Below are 17,553 nucleotides of genomic sequence, written 5' to 3'. Positions count from 1 at the left end.
CGGATGTCGGCCTCCATGTCGTGGATGACCGCGTTCATGCGCGCCATGGCGTAGGTGGCGGCGTTAATCTCCTGCCCGTAAAGGTGCAGCGGGGCATATTGGGCAGGCAGCTCGCGGTGACCGTTTGCCTGGATGCCGTGCGTTTCCAGCAGGCGCAGATGGCACTTGATGAGCAGCCCGCCGGAGCCGCAGGTAGGGTCGTACACCGTCATGCCGGGCTCAGGTTCCAAAATGCGGGCCATCAACACCGCTACTTCGCGCGGGGTGTAGAACTCGCCGGCGCTTTGCCCCTGTCCCTCGGCAAATTTGCGCAGCAGGTACTCGTAGGCGCGGCCCAGGATATCCGGCTCCACGTCCGTTAGCCCCAGTCGGTGGCGGGAGAGGACATCTACCAGCCTGGCCAGGTAGTCGTCGGGGACGATGCGCTGGCCAGCTGTGGTGGCGTTGAAATCCACCACGTCAATCACCCCTTGCAGGCGGGGATTTTCGCGGGCCACCGCGCGCACCGCATCCGTCAGATATTGGCCCAGCCCGGTGGTTTGCCGGCGGATGGCTTCCCAGGTGGCGTTATCGGGGATGTAGAAGCGGACCAGCGAGATAGAGCCTCGCGCGCGTTCCTGTTCCAGCAGGGCGCGCGCCGTCTTCTCGCTGCCGAACTGCACTGCCAGACGCGCCAGTTCGTCGTGGAAGACATCCGAAAGGCGCTTGAGAAAAACCAGCGGCAGGATGTAATCCTTGAATTTGGGCGCGTCCAGCGGGCCGCGGATAACGCAAGCCGCGTCCCACAGCCAGGTTTCCAGGGTCTGAATGTCCACCTTTCTCTCCTCCACGAAATCCCTGTGGGTGTGGGGCAGATCGCCTCTCCAACGGAAGGAGCTGACACAGACTGTCAATCACTCCGGCGCTCGCCTTTCCCTGCCACGCCCCTGTTGGCCCCTTGGCCCGGAGGGCCACTCCTCTCTGAGGATGGCGTAGATCGCCGCGTCTTCGAAGGTGCCCCAGCGGAAGAGCGATTGCCGGAGCGTGCCCTCGTACTGCATGCCAATTTTCTGCATCACCCGCCCGGAGGCGGGATTCTTGGTCATGTGACGCGCCTGGACGCGGTTCACCCCCAGGACGCGAAAGGCATGGTCCACCATGGCCCTGGCCGCCTCTGTGCAGTAGCCTTGGTTCCAATAGGGTTTGCCCACCCAATAGCCGAGCTCGGCCACTTTGTTGCTGCCATCGATGATCGCAGTGATGGCGCCGATGAGTTCCCCGCTGCTCTTGAGGGTGATGGCCAGGGTGAGGGCGTGGCCCTCGTCGTACTCCTTCTGGTGGGTGGCAATCCACTGTTCGGCGACACCATCCGGGTAGGGATGAGGGATAGCAGCGGTGGTGGCCGCCACTTCCCAAGCGCCAGCCAGTTCTTGGACAACGGGGGCGTCGCTCAACCGAAAGGGGCGGAGGATCAACCGAGCGGTGCTCAACGTTGGCATTGCGGGCATGGGCGACTCCTCAAAGTGACGACATTGCGACTTGGGCAAGCATACAGCAAATAGCTGCATCGTGCGGCAGCCCCACGGACCTGCCTGCGAAAAGGCGCGTTTGGAGGACAAGCTGGGATCGAAAGCGCGAGTTCTCTGGCGCAGAAAGGCAGTTATTGCGCCGCTGAGGGGTAGTCCCCTCGCGCAGGCGGCGGAGCAACACACCCCAGCTCACGGAAGCTGCCATCGCCGCAGGGAGCAAGGTTCTCAGACGTCTGACCACCCTCATGACCAGCGTGGGAGTTAGTAGGAGACCCGCCGCCGACCGGCCTGGTGAATTCTACGAAAAAACCAGCCCACCGTCAAGGCGTTTCTATGCTTTGCCAGTCGCCGGCCCGGGGCAGGTAACCACGCGCGCCCGCCCTCAGAACGGCCCCCAGTGGAGCAGCACCGGCGGAATGACCAGCAGCAGCCCAAGCACAAACAGCGCCACTTCGATGGGCAGCAGCCAGCGGGCCCACTGTTCCCAGGGGATCTTGGCCATGCCCAGCACCGCCATGGTCACCCCCGAGGTGGGGATAATCATGTTGGTGTAGCCGTCCCCCAGCTGGTAGGCCAGCACCGCTGTTTGCCGAGTAATGCCAATGAGGTCCGCAAGCGGCGCCATGATGGGCATGGTGAGAGCTGCCTTGCCGCTTCCTGACGGCACGAAAAAGTTCAGCACGGTCTGCGCCACGTACATGAGCTGCGCAGCAAAGACCGGGTGCAAGCGCGAGATGGCGCTGGACAGGGCGTACATGATGGTGTCCACAATCTGGCCGTCGGTGGCCAGCACGAGGATGGCCCGAGCGAAGCCGACCACCAGCGCCGCACCCACCAGATCGCGGGCGCCGGCGACAAAACTGTCGGCAATGGTGTTGACGGACAGCCGCGCGGCAAGGCCCGTGGCGATCCCCAGGCCCAAAAAGACCGCGGCAATTTCCGGAATGAACCACTTGAATTTCATCACGCCGACAATCATCACCAGCAGCGCCAAGACGAACAGTACCAGCACGACCCAGTGGCGGCCACTCAGGCGCGCTCCCGCGGCGCTGTTGTCGCCAGCCACTTTCGCCCGCGTTTGGTCTATGGCATAGACCGGGCTCCTTTCCGGGTGCTTCTTGACCTTGGCGGCATAGAGCATCACCAGACCGGTGCCCAGCCCGGTGGACACCAGCCAGACCACGATGCGATAGCCCATGCCAGAAAAGAGCGGCAAGCCGGAAATGCCCTGGGCGATGCCAATGGTGAAAGGGTTGAGCATGGCGCCGGCAAAGCCAAGCCCAGCTCCCAAGAAGGGGACGCACACCCCGACGATGCTATCGTAGCCCAAGGCCATGGCTAAGGGGATGAAAATGGGGATGAAGGGGATCACCTCCTCGCTCATGCCAAAGACCGCGCCAAAGACCGAGAAGAGGAGCATCCCTGCCGGGATGACGATCATGCCGCGGTGACGGAGGCGGGTGGCCACGCGCGCAATCGCCGCGTCAATGACTTGCGTCTTTTGGATGATGGCGAACACGCCCCCGATGATGAGGATGAAGCCGATAATGTCGGCGGTCTGCCGGATGCCGATCAGCGGAGCTTTGAGCACGGCAAACAGTCCTTGCGGCTTGCGCTCCACGAAGGCGAAAGTCCCCGCTTCCACAACCTCGCGGCCATTGGCATCGAGGTGGCGCTGGTAGCGGCCGCCGGGGATCACCCAGGTGAGGGCGGCGACCACCAGCATGATGCCGGAAATCAGCACCAGCGTGTGCGGCAGCTTGAACTTGCTCAGTCTCATGGTGCTCACCTCACCCGGCCGCGGCGAAGGTCGAAGCTCTGTCCAGCCTTGAGCACTGACAGCCTGATGCCCTGCATGGTCAGCCGCTTTGATGCAGGCGCCGGTGGCACGGAGGCATAGCGGGGGTCGTAAACCAACACTGATCCTTCGCCGTAGACGCGAAAGGTGTCATCCGGGTAATAGAGGACGGCGGTGTTTTCGTCGATGCCCAGGCCGATGAGGCGTTTCTCGATGACCAGGCTGAGCAGGCGATTGTTGCGTTGTCTGGCTACGAAGTGCTGGTCCACGATGCAGTTGGTGAGAAAGCCTATGCCGCGTGCGGTGGCGATGTTGCCGGCTTCGATCTTGGTGAGCTCGCCGTCGCCGGTGATCATCACCTCGCTGAGCACTGCCGCTCCTGCGCTGGTGCCGCCGATGACTCCGCCTCGTTGGAAGTACAGCGAGCGCAAAGCGGCCTCGGTGCGCGTGCCACCGATGCGCTCCATGAGGCGCGTCTGCACGCCGCCGGTGAAGAACACCCCGCGCGCAGCGACGATGCGGGCCACGGTAGAGTCGGCGTTGGCTGTGTCGGGCCCGGCAATGTGCAGCCAGCTCACCCGCTCGCCGCCGGCTTGCTCAAACTGCCGGACCACAGCTGGACCCGCCTCTTCCGGAGAGGCGCTGGCGCTGGTGATGACCAGAATGGGGCCGCCCTGGCACAGACGAACGAATTCCTCTACTGCCGGCTGCGGCCTGGTCCCTCCCCCGACAATGAGCAGGTAACCGCGGCCGACCCTCCCGCCGCAGGCTTGAACGGTCAGAAACGAAAGCGCAAGGGCCACGAGCAAGAGCTTTCTCATCTTGTCCTCCGTCCATAGTCGGCTCGACCCGTGATTCTGTTGCGACGAAGTTATGAAATTCCCGTGGCAATGTCAACACAACTTTTGGCGTCCTGATTTTGGCAGTTGCCCGCACTTTTGTCTTGCATCTCTGCGGCAATTTGGCTATAATAGTTCAGCGAGTCGACAGTCCGGGGTACCGTACAGTCGGCGCACACGACAGGGGCGCGGGGCCAAAAGCGAGATGTGAGGTGCACGCAATGAACACGTCCAAGAGACTTGCCCTTGTGGCATTGGTGGTCCTTGCCCTAAGCGCATGCGCCAAGCGCGCAGAAAAGACCGTCCAGCAGGTCGTCCCCCCTCCCTTTGCCGAGCTGGCAGAAGCTAAGATGGCCTACAACCCGGTCATCGCCAAAATGCTGGCCCAAGTCTCGCCCGACACGTTAAAGTCCTTGGTGGCCGCGTTGGCCTCATTCGAAACCAGACACACCCTTTCGGACACCACCTCCGAGCACCGCGGCATAGGCGCAGCACGGCGCTGGTTGGAGCGCCGCCTTCTCACCTACCGGGCTGCCTGTGGTGGCCGCCTGCAGGTGGAGTGCGACCGCTGGAGTCAAGAGATACCCGGCATGGGCATGGCGAGCCTGGTGAATGTGCTGGCCATCCTTCCCGCGCCCGACCCGCGGCTCCAGTCGCGCGTGGTGCTGCTCTGTGCCCATTATGATTCCAGGTCCGGGGAGGCAAAGGATCCGGTGGCCTCTGCTCCTGGAGCGAACGACGATGGCAGTGGCGTGGCAGCGCTGCTGGAACTGGCGCGCGTGCTGGGCATGTATAGGTTCGAAGCCACTCTGGTCTTTGCCGCCGTTGTCGGTGAGGAGCAGGGACTCCTGGGCAGTGCGCGGCTGGCGGAGCAAGTCCAGCAGCGGGGGTGGGAGCTGATGGCCGTACTTTCTATGGACATGATCGGCAACGTCGTGGGCGGCAACGGCCTGGTGGATAGCACGCGCGTGCGCTGCTTCTCCGAGGGGCTCAGCTACACCGAAAGCGAAGACGAGGCGCGGCGAAGGTGGCGGATGGGCGGTGAAAGCGACTCGCCCTCCCGCCAACTGGCTCGTTATGCCAAGGCCCAGGCCGAGACCTATCTTCCCGACCTCGCGGTGTCCCTGGTGTTCAGACCCGATCGCTTGGGGCGGGGAGGCGACCACCTCTCCTTCAACCGCGCAGGTTTTGCTGCGGTGCGCTTCACCGAGGCCAACGAACACTTTGGCCACCAGCACCAACTGGTGCGCATCGAGGGTGGCGTGCAGTATGGCGATCTACCGGAGTTCCTCTCGTACAGCTACTTGACCCGTGTGACGAAGGCTGTGGGGGCAGTGGCCGCGGGCTTGGCGCTGTCGCCCAGGCCGCCGCAAGAGGTGACAGTGGATCGTGGCCAGGGCTACGATGCCCGCTTGAGGTGGGACGATCCGGAGCCCATGAACGACTTGGCCGGTTACAAGATCTACGTTAGGCAGACCACCTCCCCAGTTTGGCAGAAGCAACTATTTGTGCGCAACGCCACGGTCGCCGTCATCAAAGGCTTGTGCATCGACGACTACTTCTTTGCCGTCGCCGCCGTTGACCGTGACGGCAACGAGAGCCTGCCCCGCTTTGCAACTCTCGGCCCGTGAAGAGACGTCGCGGGCGCCGTGTCATTTGCGTTTCCAAGAGCATGCTGTGCGCATGGCCGCCAGAGCTGGGCCAGGAGAGACCTTCCGTTACGCGTGATCCTCTGCTGCCTGAAGCCTGGGCAGGTGTGACGATTGCTCCGTTCTGGACACATTGCCCCCGGCGGCAATGTCCCCCGAGTGCGAAGGTGAGAAAGGACAGTTCGATTGGGCCTCGTGGGGCGGGCCCTGTTGCCGCCTAGCCGGCCGCCTGCCGCGGCACCTCGGGGGTACCAGCCTTGCGATCCCGGGGGCCAGCACAAAAGCGTTGACAAGTGGCCATTTCTCCGTTATATTAGAATAAAACGATGTCACGAGCTGGGGCAGGTTGCCTTTCTTGGGGAGGCGTTATGCGGAGGGTTGTTTTCCTGTCGTTTGTGGTCGTGTCGGGGGTGCTGGTGTGGTGCACGCGGGACAAGACTCCTTTGGGGCCGGTGGAGCGTGCTGGCCTGTGCCCGCAGCAGGAGATCCCCTGGCCGAGCCTGGCCAATAGCCCCTGGCCGGCTCCCCATGGAGATATGCAATGCACAGGCCGGGCAAGATATCCCGGCCCCAGGGAAGGGAGACTGGAGTGGGTGTTTCAGCCCACCAGGGAACGTGTTTTCAACGCGCCGGTCATCGGCGAGGACGGCACCATCTACGTCCTTGCCGATTACCATCTGTATGCCGTCAATCCCGACGGCAGCTTGAAGTGGGAGTTCCCCACTGGGTATATTAGCCTTGGCAGCGTGGTGGTGGGGGCGGGCGACATCATCTATTTTGCGGCTGGCACGTCGCATCGAGAGCCGGGTATTTGGGGCTACCTCTGGGCCCTGGACAACAAGGGCAACGTGCTGTGGGAGTACAAAACTTCTGGGATGTTCGAGATGTTCAGCCCGGCGATTGGGCTGGATGGCACCATCTACCTCGCCGACAGCGAGGGGTACCTGCACGCGATAGATAAAACGGGCAGGCTGCGGTGGAAGGCGTGGGGGGACTGCGGCTTCTACTGCAGATGGTGGTCATCCATTGCCGTCTCCCCTGAAGGGACTCGTCTCTACCTGGGGGGACGGGATAGTACCCTGTGCGCGGTGGCGGCGGCTACCGGCTTGCTGCTGTGGAAGGTGAAGGTAGGGTGGGACGTAGACTGGGCCCCGCTGGTGGACAATGAGGGCAACGTCTACTCCTACGGACTGGAGGAGGACAGGTTTGAGTGCTACATTGTCTCGGTCACCCCAGAGGGGAGACTGCGCTGGAAGTGTGACATCCCTGAGGTGAAGGGCATATACTTCTACGGGCTCGACATGCACATGGACAAGGGAGGGAACCTCTATGTGTGCGACTGGTGGCGCCTGTATTCCATAGACTGCCAGGGGAAGCTGCGCTGGGCGGTTGCCTATCCGGATCACGATGTGTTCAGTCCGAATACCCCTATCTTGGGGGACAGCCAGGGGAACGTCTTTCTTCTCATGGGGAGCCACTACATGTATGCATTTGGCGGCGACGGTCAGCTCCTGTTTGAGTGCCCCACCGGTGGGGCGTCGGGAGTCTGCGGGGCCATATCCGACCGTGGACGAATGTACCTCACGGTGGGCACGCGCCTGCTCTGCATAAAGTGACAGGAGGGATCCATGAGTTAGGCTTCGCTATGGGTGGCAGCGCTGTGGGCGCTGTCCGTGGGATTGCTGTTATTGTGTCCGGCAACTGTGCCGGCCGGGGAGCGGATCCGCGGGGAGATTATTCTGAAGGTCACCGGGACCGGCAGCTATGCTTGGTGGTGGGAGTGGGAGGGGGATGCTGCCCGGTGGTGGACCGACTACAGACTGACCAACCTGTATGGCTTCGCAAGGAGCAAGGAGCGGCAGAGGGTTGGGATCAATTGTCCGGAGCAGGAGCAGCCTGGTGCCTACAATGTGGCGTGGGGGAGGTACTCATTCAGGTTTTGTTGCCCGGATCTGCTCGACACTGCGGAGGAGTTTGCCCTGGACCTGACCGATCCGCGCTGGGCATTGCGGCAGCCTCCGTATCCCTCCCCAATTGACCTTTACATTAGGTGGAACCACGACTTGAGGAGGTTCGAATACCGGCTGCAAAGCGAGGGGCCGTGGGTCGAGTTGCCCAGGGAGGCCACCATTTGGGGCCTCTGGGGGGTGGGGAGACCGGGCCCGGAGGTCGTGGGGGTGTTCGAGCCGACACCGCCCGCCTGGTTCTACTGTACCAATGCGGGGGAGGATGGTCAGAACCCGCACTTTTTCTGGGGCGAACCGCAGCCGGCTGGGGTCAGCTACTGGTACAACGTCAGTCCTGGCGGCGGGTAGCTGCCGGGCTCAGCCAGAGGGAGTGGACCGACGAGGAGGTTGTCATCAACCGATCTTCTGGGGTGGAGTATCTGTACTGCGCCACTGCTTCCAGCGATCGGTGGCCCGAGTCGGGCTACTCCGAGCAGGCTTGTATTGTAGGGGAGTTAGGCAAGCGCGTGGTGGACTCGGGAGCTTTCCTGCAGGGGGGAGGCGAATGGAGAGAATCGGTTGTGGTCTACCCCAACCCTTGCAACCCCAGGGCCATGGTACGGTACGTGGTGGCCGAGGAGGGGGAGGTGAAGGTGAGCCTGTATGATCTTTGCGGCCGGGAGGTGGCGCGCCTTGCAGAGGGTCCGCACCGAGCTGGGGAGCATCAGGTGAAGCTGGAGGGGCGGGCGTTGAGCACGGGGGCCTACCTGGTGCGGATGGTGCATGGGGGCCGGGCGCTGAGTGCCAAGGTGCTGGTGGTGAGATAGCGCTGGGGGTGGGCTTGTGCTCACCCCGCCTTTGCCGTGGCGGCCTTCCTGGCAAGGGCGGGGTTTTGCATTTTGGGGGAGAAGCTAGCCCTGGGGCGAGAAAGAGCTTGACAGAGCGGAGATTTTCCTCATATTGGATTGGCAATGGTCTCAGGAGCTGGGGGAGGTTGCCTTTCTTGGGGAGGCGTTATGCGGAGGGTTGTTTTCCTGTCGTTTGTGGTCGTGTCCTGGGCGCTGGTGTGGTGCACGCGGGACAAGACTCCTTTGGGGCCGGTGGAGCGTGCTGGCCTGTGCCCGCAGCAGGAGATCCCCTGGCCGAGCATAGCGAATAGCCCCTGGCCGATGATGTGGGCAGACCCGCAGTGCACAGCCAGAGGTAAGTATCCCGGTGCCCGCCTGGGGAAGGTGGTGTGGGGCTTTGCTCCCGTGCGGATGGACGGCGAGTGCGTCAATGTGGCTGTGGCTGGAGACTGCACCATCTACTGGGCCGCGCGCGTTACCGGGGCGCTGCAATTGACCCTCTTCGTCATAGGCATGGACGGAAGAGAGCGTGCCCGTGTCCCGTTGGGGCCGAAGTACCAGGACAGTTCGAGCCCCATCCTCTTGGCTCACGGGAGCGTCCTCGTCATTGGGTGTAGGGATGGAGCGTTCTATGAGTACACTCGGGACGGTCAGGTAGGCACTCCCTTCTGCCTCGGTCGCTCCTACGAGCTGACGGGACCTGGTGTAGGTTTGGATGGGACCATTTATCTTCACCCGAGGGAGGACCACCTCTTCCTGGCCGTGAACCCGCAGGGGCAGGTGGTGTGGACGAACACGGAGAAGGCCGGCATCCGGAAGGCGACCGGAACCTGGTTGAGTATGTCGCCCGACGGGCAACGCTTGTACGCCCTGGTAGAGGAGGTCTCTGGGCCACCGCAGTTGACGGCGTTCGATGCGCAGACTGGCGTCATTGTCTGGGAGGTCCCCGTTGGTTGGCACGCAGCCTCTCCGGCAGTGGATGCCTATGGCAACGTCTACTGCGTGAAGCAAGGAGATGCCGGCAAGCCAGTGCTGGCCTCCTTTGGACCCGATGGCTCTTTGCGCTGGGAAAGCTCCCGGCCCGTGTGCCCTTACACAAACGTTGCCATCGCTGGGGACGGGAGAGTCTATGCGCCCGCAGAGCGGGGCGGCGACCTGCTGTGCTTTGACTGTGAGGGGCATCTGCTGTGGTCGGTGAGGCCGCTTTTCGGCTTGTGCTCTGAGGGTGCCCTGGTGGTGGACTCCGAAGGGGTGGTCTACTTCGCGGCGGACAGAAGTGTCGAAGCCTTTGACCGGGATGGACGCCGACTCTTCGTGAGTGAGATGCCAGGAAATGCTTGGGCACTGCACGCCATGGCCATACCGTGCCCGGGGCGTCTGATAGTGGTAGGGGACGCACAAATCTGGTGCATTGAGTAGGAGGCACTCTCATGCTGTCGAAACATCTTTACCGCGCCATCGCCGCAGGCCTGGTAGCCTGCTCGGTGGTGCCGACCAGAGGACAAGTCACCGTACTCGCTTATGGGGAAATAGTGATGGTGGTAGAGGGGCTTGAGGACTCCACCCTGGGATGGAGTGTGACTGCCAGCATTGATCGGCGCGATAACATCAGATGGACTTGGGACGGGGATGAATGTCGGCTGACCGATGGGTTCGCAAGGGTGCAGGTGAGGGGCACTGGTAACAGTCAGTCACAAGACAACTTCAGGTCGCCGAAGCTCATGGACAGCTATAGCCTCGCCTGGGGATTGTACAACTTTAGGTGGGACATGCCAGAGGGCTACCCGGACACGGAGTTTTGCCTCGACCTGCGGGACGCTGATTGGGCGGAGGGGTACTGGCCCGAGCCTGACCTGTATATTCGCTATGCCGACACCGCCGGCACTGGGGAGTGGAGCCTAGGGTGGAGCCACCATCAGCACGGTCCGTACCAGCCATTGAAGGGCAACATCTGGGACGCCTGGGGGAGAAGCGCACCGAACCAGTGGCCCTTTCGGCCAACCGGCCCGCAGGACTTTACCTGCGTCAACAACGGGCGAGCCGGTGAGAATCCCACGTTTACATGGTACTGGCCTGAGGCACCGAACGAGCTTATGGACTGGCCTTACTGTTTCAGTTACAGCATCTACCGCAGTGAGAACTTTGGCCCCTTTTATTATGTGGCCTCTGGCCTCTCCTACGGGCCTGGCACGCCGCTGCCTTTTTCCTGGACCGACAACAGTGTGATGATGTGGCCCGGGGGCGGCAGGTACCTCTACTACTGCACGGCCACAACTGGGGAGTCGCCGGAGTCGCCACCTTCTGACGAGGTAGCGGTGCGGGGCAACCCGTACAAGGTGTTGCCTGGAGAGGGTGAGGAGCCTGCGGCCGATGTGAGTGGGCAGGTGCAGGTGCGGAGCGTGGGGCTATGGTGCTCCCCCAATCCGTGCAATGCGGTGGTGGGGGTATGGTATTGTCTGCCGCGTGAGGGGAGGGTGCAGCTTGCGCTCTACGACCTGGGAGGGGCTGAGGTGGCGGAGCTGGCGCGGGGCGTCGAGGGCGCAGGGGTGCATCGGGTCTCGTATTCGTTAGATGCGCTGCCTTCCGGTCTCTATGTGGTGCGTCTGGTGTTTAGGGACAGGGGGGTGAGCCAGAAGGTGGCGGTGGTCAAATGAGCTGGCGGGCGGCAGGAGCGAGTAGGCGCGGCCTTTTGCCGGCCGAGGAGGGCCTGTGAAAAGGGTAGCATTCTTGTTGTCAGTCCTGGGGACCTGTGCCCTGGTGTCATGTACGCGGGACAAGACTCCTTTGGGGCCGGTGGAGCGTGCTGGCCTGTGCCCGCAGCAGGAGATCCCCTGGCCGAGCATAGCGGATAGCCCCTGGCCGGTGATGGGTGCCGATCCTCAGGGTACGCACCGGGGGAGGTATCCTGGACCCAGGGCAGGGAGGGTGGTATGGTCACTGGTGCTCTGCGGGTGGAGCTGGCCCCCCCTCGGAGTGGTTGTGGGCGGCGACGGCACCATCTACCTTACCACAGATTGTCCCACCACGAAGGAGACGCGCCTTTACGCAATCGCACCCGACGGCACCGTCATGTGGTCGAGGCATCTGTGTGACGAATGTTACGGCAGTTCCGCCACTGTGCTTCTGGCGGACGGTCGGGTACTGGTGCTGGCTTGGAGGTACGGGATTGAGTTTGCTTCGGACGGCACGGAGCTCTCGAGGTATCAAATCGAAGGGGCAAACAGGACTACGAAGCCAGGTGTGGGGCCCGACGGGACCCTCTACATCGTAGCCTACTACTACCCTTTTCCCGCTCTTGCCGTTCAGCGCGGGGGAAACCTGCTGTGGACCAATAGCGAGACACAGTTCACCTTGGGGGAGTGGAACGAAGGGTGGTGGGTATCCATGTCGCCGGCCGGCGATGTCGTGTACCTGATGACAACAGGCTCCGCTTCCCCCGGTTCCCTCGTCGCCCTGGACGCCCACACTGGGACTCGGCTGTGGGAGGCACCCGCCTCCTGGGATTCTTGTTATCCAGTGGTTGATAGTGAGGGCAATCTCTACTATTCCAGGCTGAGGGAGGAGATTGGCTATGTACTCTGTTCCGTGACGGACCAGGGGGTGCTACGCTGGGAAGGTGATTACCCGGTGCTCCCCGGGGCGAACCTGGCCTTGGGAGTGGACGGGAGTCTCTATGTGCGTGGGGAGAAAGATGAGCTGCTGTGCTTCGATTGCGCGGGGCACCTGAAATGGAGAGTTCCTGTGTTGAGTGGGCTCGGGCGCCACGGAGGAGAAGTGGTGGTAGATTGTGAGGGGACATGTTATCTCGTCTACCCCAACCGTTTCGTCTCGGCTTTCGATCGGTCCGGTCACCGCATGTTCACCTGCGAGCTTCCCGAGCGTGGGATTGGGCTCACAGGGGCCGCCATCTCCGCCGAAGGCCGGCTCTACGTGCTAGGCGAGCGGGGATTGTACTGTATTGAGTAGGCCCAGAATGGCGCCAGCGCGGCTCATGTGGGTGGACCTGGACAAGTGGGATCGCCCGCGCGTGGCCAACCAACAACGCCTCGGCATGTGAGAATAGCCATAGGTTGGGAGCTCGTCTCTGCCTTGTCAGCAAGAGGGGGCCAGGAAGCAGGGAGGAGCTTCCTCGGTTGCCCTTCGTGGCGAAGCTCTCCGAGTAGGTTTTCGGCCAAGAGAGAGCTCTAGAGGGCGAGGCCGGCGCACCCAGGCCATAGGTTCTGCGGCTGCAAGATGCGAGGATGTGAGGGTGTGGGCCGTGCAATGGGCGTCTGGCATGGCCGCGAGGGGAGCGTGCCCACCGACAGGTCGCGGGTTTGCTTTTCCGAGACGAGGCTACGCCGGTGAGGGTGATTGTCTTTGGTCCGGCAGAATCCCAGGGCACGTTTTTTTTCGCGCCAGGCATTGGCGGCAGCAGTGGCTGCCCGCGGAGAGGTTCTATGGCTTGGGGAGGCCCTATGTGGTATGGTCAGTCGTGCCCCGCATGACCTTCTGGCGCCGTGTTGCGGCAGTGGACAGCGGCGGCAGCCTCTCGCTTAGCGCCTTTCGTCCCACCACCATGCTGGCACGCCTCTCCGCAATCTGGCCCGAGAGCCCCGCTGTCTGGTCGATGTCTCTGCGTGACAAATGTTAGAGTTCCACCCCTGTGCTTCTGGTGGACGCTGAGGTGCAGCTTCCGCCGCTGGCTTTTGCAAGTTCGGGCGGCAGACATTCGCGTGCGAGCCGCCCCAGGGCGCTAGGGGCCTGGCAACGGGAGCCATCTCCGCCGCCGGGCAGCTCTCCCTCGGTGGTGAGGAGGCTCTTGTGCATCGAGTAGCAAGAAAACTCAGCGGCGCGGAGGAACAAGATGCTGGCATGGCGCCTTGTTCTTTCGCACGGGGAGCCAACCCACTGCGCGGCAGGTGCTCCCGTGCGTCTACGGTCTTGACGGGTCGGCAATACCTGAGCACGCGGAACGAGAACCAGAATGGCAGAGGTCGCTGAGCAGTACTCACCGAGGCAGGGGTGCACGCTTCCCGGGTCTTGCCTTTCTGCTCCACCCGAAAAAGACCTTGCTTCTTTGCCCTCGCCGTTGTATATTTTTGTCGCAAGCTGAGAATCCCGACGCGGCCCGTTATCTCTCGCTGCATGTTAATCATGGGGACGACATGGTTTCGACGGGAGTCGCGGGGTTAGAGACTGCATGCCGAGGTTCCAGTACCTCGTAAAACCGCTGGAAGCTAAATGTAAACGCAGACAATGCGTATGCTCTGGCTGCCTAATTAGTGCAGCCACGTCCCTTGCGGGCTTGGCCCACTGGGCCCGTGCCGGGGCGTCGCTGACAGTGAGCTAGCCGAGGATGATGCTCAGGCGTCCTTGGCGAACCTGCGCTGAGCTGGCCAGCTCCGGGCCTTGCCGGTTGCGCCTGGAGCAGGCGAGAGCAAGCAACAGGCTAAGCATGTAGAGGTCTCTAAGACCGGGCTTTCGGACGTGGGTTCGATTCCCACCGTCTCCACCAGATGTTGTGAAGGCCGAGAGCGCCTCTTGCTCCGGCCTTTTCAGTCCACATGGCAAGCCGACGAAGAGCGTGCTCCGACTCCATGACCGAACGACCTTCCCTTAGCACCGTTTACTTTGCCCCACTCCGCAGGGATGACCCGCCGGCGGTTGTCGAGGGCACCCTGCAACGCCTCTGTCAGGAGGCCGGCATGCGGCAGGTGGTGGCGCCCAAGGACTATGTGGCGGTCAAGCTCCACTTTGGCGAAGAGGGAAATGGCACCCACCTGCCTCCCTCTCTGGTGCGCCCCATAGTGTCTTCCATCAAGGAGTGTGGGGGACGGCCGTTTCTCACGGACACTTGTGTGCTGTACCGAAGCCCAAGGAACAACGCCATCACGCACTTGGAGCTGGCCCACGCGCACGGTTTTACCATAGAGGCCACCGGGGCGCCGGTGGTGATGGCGGATGGAGTGTGGGGCGATAGCGAAGTAGCCGTCCCTATCCCTGGCAAGCTGTTTGCAGAAGTTTCCTTAGCCCGTGAGGCCATGCGCGCCAATGCGCTGGTGGTGGTCAGCCACGTGACCGGGCATGTGGCAGCCGGCTTGGGTGCGACCATCAAGAACTTGGGAATGGGGATGGCCAGCAGACGCGGCAAGCTGCGCCAGCACTCGGCCATGAAACCGCAGGTCAAGCCAGAAGCCTGTACCGGGTGCGGCGAGTGCTTGCGCTGGTGCCCGGAGCAAACGATCGAAATGCGCGACGGGGTGGCTTTCATCGTCAGCCAGGGGTGCATCGGCTGCGGCGAATGCCTCACCACCTGCCGCTTCGATGCCATCCGCTACGACTGGAAGGTGGCCGGCGACGACCTGCAGCGCAAGATCGCGGAGCACGCCCTGGGCGCCGTCATCCAGCGGCGGGACAAGGTGCTGTGTTTCAACTTCATCATCTCCGTGACCAAAGACTGCGACTGCCTGGCCGTGGCGCAGGCGCCGCTGTTTGCGGATATTGGCGTTCTTGCCAGCCGGGATCCGGTGGCCATTGACAAGGCGGCGTTGGACCTCATTGCCGAACGGGTGGGGAGGCCACTACACCAGATGGCTTATCCCAAGGTGGACGGCATGGTGCAGCTGGCGCACGCCGAAGCCATCGGCTTAGGTACCACCGCGTACCAGCTGATCGAGGTGGACTGAGGGGCGGAGAAAAAGCCATTTCGTGATGGAACGCACATGACAATTTGGTGCGCTTTGCTACCTTGCATTTGGCAGTGAACCACGCGCCTGGGAGGTGCCATGAGCGAGCAGACCGCAAGCAAGGACGAGAGAACTTGGGCACTGTTTTGCCACATCGGCGCCCTGGCCGGCTTCGTCTTCCCCTTTGGGCACATCATCGCGCCGCTGGTGATTTGGCTCATCAAGAAGGAAGAGCTGCCGCTGGTGGATGACCAGGGCAAAGAGTCGCTCAACTTCCAAATTAGCTTGACAATCTATGTGGTGGCGGCCGGGATTCTGAGCATAGTGCTTATCGGCATCCCTCTCCTCATTGCCCTGGGGGTCTTTTGGCTTGTGGAGGTCATCATCGCGGCCGTGCGTGCCAATGAAGGCGAGCGCTTCCGCTACCCATTGAACCTGCGCCTCATCAAGTAGCGCGTGGCAGGCGCAGAGGCTGCGGCAGGGGGCGAGGGCCCAGCAGATCGCTCGGCCTCGTGCGCGGAGCCGCTGGGTGTGATGCGAACGCCCGCGGCTGGCGGCCGCTGAAAAGTCGGAGGTCAAGAGATGAGACGGCCAAAATTTGTCGTGGTGGGGGCATGTGCCCTTTTCGTGGCGGCGGCCCTGCCCGTATTTGCGCAGAGGGCCAAGACACTGGACCGCCCATGGCAGCCGGTGGTCGTCGACGCGAACTCTTTTCCGGAACTCCATGGGACCCCAGTTGAACACCTGTACCTGTTCGCCTATCGCAGCCAAGGAGGCGTGTGGGAACGGATTCCTTTCCAGATCGACGAGAAAGACTCCACGGATTTTTTCACTTTTCCCCATAACCTTCTTTTCGACGGCTTCGACCAACTGGTGTTTATGGTCCGCGACTTGGGTGACGAGGCACCACCCGAGGCGTGGATCGATGACGTGGAGTCCAGAAGCCATCCTCGCTTTGCGATAGAGGTGGCCGACGGGGCGGATCCCGCGCAAAGAGCCTGGGCCTACCTCTACGTGAGCTCGACCATCACCGGGCCCGCGCCGACTCCTTATGTCGACTCGTGGAAGTGGGCTGCGCCAGATTCTGAGTGGGTGGAGACGAGCAGCTATGCGGTCGGTTTTGCTCCCTCCGGCTTGATCGGCGATGTACGGATTAAACCGGAAGGTGGCGGCTCCGGCGTGCACCTGGTGGATACGCAGAAGCTGCGCATCGTGGGTTACTTCAGGTACCAGGCCCTTTCGTTCTACTTGGGGAAAGGCGGCAACCCTCCTGGCAATGAGCGCGACTTTTTCCGCAGGGCCACGGATTCCACCAAGGTGGTTGTCGGGCCGGTGCGCGTGATCGTTCGGGAGTGGGTGGGACTTGTGGTCTTGGGGTGGCAGCTTCCTGTCGGCTTTCCGCTCACCACGTACTTTTATCCGTACAGCGTCAGCTTTGGCGGCGCAATCGACAGCGTGAACCTGCCGGAAGACGTGGTCATCACGCTGGATCTGGTGCGCCAGTCACTGGACCTGACGCCGCAGGCCTCGGGGATGCGCTTCTACAACGCCTACAATTCCGAAGGCCTGGTTGTGGATGGTGTGCCCGATACTGCCGTGACCACCGTGGAAGCGCCTGGACTGAATTGGGCCATGGTCACCGGCGAGCAAGGCACGATCGTGACCGTCACCAAGGTGCCTCGCCTCGGCTCTCAACAGGGGCTCTACTACTGGGACAATGCCGCAGGCGGCTCCGCAGACGGCACGCATGAGTATCTCTCCGGTGGCGATACTGGCGATGGCGCCTCCTACGGCGATTTTGGCTACGTCTTCATCGGCGAGACCTTCCCGGTGCTGCTCAGCTTCGAATTTGCCTGCTACTTCTTGCCGGCATATCAGTCGCCGACGGTAGCGGCGGCGCTCAAGGAGTGGGTCGAGACCGGCATGACGGTGAACGTGCAGGCGGAGAGCTACATGTCAGGCGTAGCCGCTGGGCAAGCGGACCGTGTCCCGTCGGGTTGGGCGCTTCACCAGAACTACCCGAATCCGTTCAATCCGCGGACCAGGCTGCAAGTGGAGCTGCCGGCACGCGCCTCTGCTGAGCTCCAGATCCTCGATGGCACGGGCAGGCTGGTGCGCCGCTTCAGGCTGAGCGGTGCGGGCGGGTCCACCCAGGCGGTGGAGTGGGACGGCCGCGACGAGGCTGGCGCAGAGGTCCCCTCCGGCGTGTACCTGGCGATGCTCCGTACGGAAGGTGGAGACCTGGTGCGCAAGATGTTGCTGTTGCGCTAAGCTCACGGGGGCGCAGCGATTGGCAG

At 62.5% G+C, this 17,553-nt stretch carries 15 protein-coding genes and 1 other RNA gene; 11 read left to right on the top strand and 5 right to left on the bottom strand.

What is annotated here, in order from left to right:
- The 4 genes from H5U38_09005 to H5U38_08990 all read right to left on the bottom strand — a co-directional run.
- Positions 1-815: SAM-dependent DNA methyltransferase (locus tag H5U38_09005; protein ID MBC7187157.1), on the bottom strand; the 815-nt coding region annotated here is incomplete at its 3' end.
- A 78-nt stretch (positions 816-893) separates the two neighbouring features.
- A complete protein-coding gene (locus H5U38_09000; protein MBC7187156.1) occupies positions 894-1,487 on the bottom strand; it encodes a GNAT family N-acetyltransferase in 594 nt (197 codons plus the stop codon).
- A 403-nt stretch (positions 1,488-1,890) separates the two neighbouring features.
- Positions 1,891-3,288, bottom strand: coding sequence for a putative basic amino acid antiporter YfcC (yfcC, locus tag H5U38_08995; GenBank protein ID MBC7187155.1), 1,398 nt, complete (start codon positions 3,286-3,288; stop codon positions 1,891-1,893).
- Between the two features lie 5 nt (positions 3,289-3,293).
- Positions 3,294-4,127 (bottom strand): cyanophycinase, encoded by an 834-nt coding sequence (locus H5U38_08990; GenBank protein ID MBC7187154.1) that lies wholly within the window; start codon positions 4,125-4,127, stop codon positions 3,294-3,296.
- A gap of 239 nt (positions 4,128-4,366) precedes the next feature.
- Here H5U38_08990 and H5U38_08985 point away from each other — a divergent pair, with 239 nt between their 5' ends.
- The 7 genes from H5U38_08985 to H5U38_08955 all read left to right on the top strand — a co-directional run bounded on the left by H5U38_08985 (position 4,367) and on the right by H5U38_08955 (position 12,554).
- Complete coding sequence (locus H5U38_08985; protein MBC7187153.1) at positions 4,367-5,776, top strand: M20/M25/M40 family metallo-hydrolase; 1,410 nt, start codon at positions 4,367-4,369, stop codon at positions 5,774-5,776.
- Between the two features lie 386 nt (positions 5,777-6,162).
- Positions 6,163-7,410, top strand: coding sequence for a PQQ-like beta-propeller repeat protein (locus tag H5U38_08980; GenBank protein ID MBC7187152.1), 1,248 nt, complete (start codon positions 6,163-6,165; stop codon positions 7,408-7,410).
- 57 nt (positions 7,411-7,467) lie between these two features.
- Positions 7,468-8,109: a hypothetical protein gene (locus tag H5U38_08975; protein MBC7187151.1), complete on the top strand. Its 642-nt coding sequence runs from the start codon at positions 7,468-7,470 to the stop codon at positions 8,107-8,109.
- 62 nt (positions 8,110-8,171) lie between these two features.
- Positions 8,172-8,567: a T9SS type A sorting domain-containing protein gene (locus H5U38_08970; GenBank protein MBC7187150.1), complete on the top strand. Its 396-nt coding sequence runs from the start codon at positions 8,172-8,174 to the stop codon at positions 8,565-8,567.
- A 189-nt stretch (positions 8,568-8,756) separates the two neighbouring features.
- The gene (locus H5U38_08965) at positions 8,757-10,007 is read left to right on the top strand and encodes a PQQ-like beta-propeller repeat protein (protein MBC7187149.1); all 1,251 of its coding nucleotides are present in this window, start codon (positions 8,757-8,759) and stop codon (positions 10,005-10,007) included.
- An 11-nt stretch (positions 10,008-10,018) separates the two neighbouring features.
- Positions 10,019-11,242, top strand: coding sequence for a T9SS type A sorting domain-containing protein (locus H5U38_08960; GenBank protein MBC7187148.1), 1,224 nt, complete (start codon positions 10,019-10,021; stop codon positions 11,240-11,242).
- Between the two features lie 55 nt (positions 11,243-11,297).
- The gene (locus H5U38_08955; GenBank protein ID MBC7187147.1) at positions 11,298-12,554 is read left to right on the top strand and encodes a PQQ-binding-like beta-propeller repeat protein; all 1,257 of its coding nucleotides are present in this window, start codon (positions 11,298-11,300) and stop codon (positions 12,552-12,554) included.
- A gap of 489 nt (positions 12,555-13,043) precedes the next feature.
- Here H5U38_08955 and H5U38_08950 read toward each other — a convergent pair whose 3' ends face one another.
- Positions 13,044-13,214 (bottom strand): hypothetical protein, encoded by a 171-nt coding sequence (locus tag H5U38_08950; protein ID MBC7187146.1) that lies wholly within the window; start codon positions 13,212-13,214, stop codon positions 13,044-13,046.
- A gap of 512 nt (positions 13,215-13,726) precedes the next feature.
- Here H5U38_08950 and ssrA point away from each other — a divergent pair.
- The 4 genes from ssrA (at position 13,727) to H5U38_08930 (ending at position 17,527) form a co-directional block, all read left to right on the top strand.
- Positions 13,727-14,085, top strand: a transfer-messenger RNA (tmRNA) gene (gene ssrA, locus H5U38_08945).
- Positions 14,086-14,167: 82 nt separating this feature from the next.
- Complete coding sequence (locus H5U38_08940; GenBank protein MBC7187145.1) at positions 14,168-15,256, top strand: DUF362 domain-containing protein; 1,089 nt, start codon at positions 14,168-14,170, stop codon at positions 15,254-15,256.
- A gap of 99 nt (positions 15,257-15,355) precedes the next feature.
- Complete coding sequence (locus H5U38_08935; GenBank protein MBC7187144.1) at positions 15,356-15,709, top strand: DUF4870 domain-containing protein; 354 nt, start codon at positions 15,356-15,358, stop codon at positions 15,707-15,709.
- Positions 15,710-15,838: 129 nt separating this feature from the next.
- Positions 15,839-17,527, top strand: coding sequence for a T9SS type A sorting domain-containing protein (locus H5U38_08930; protein MBC7187143.1), 1,689 nt, complete (start codon positions 15,839-15,841; stop codon positions 17,525-17,527).
- The last annotated feature ends 26 nt before the right edge of the window (positions 17,528-17,553 follow it).

It is taken from the genome of Calditrichota bacterium (genome assembly GCA_014359355.1).
Taxonomy (GTDB): domain Bacteria; phylum Zhuqueibacterota; class Zhuqueibacteria; order JANLFK01; family Oleimicrobiaceae; genus Oleimicrobium.
Note: the sequence above shows the minus strand (reverse complement) of the source record. Positions and strands in the feature narration are given on the sequence as shown.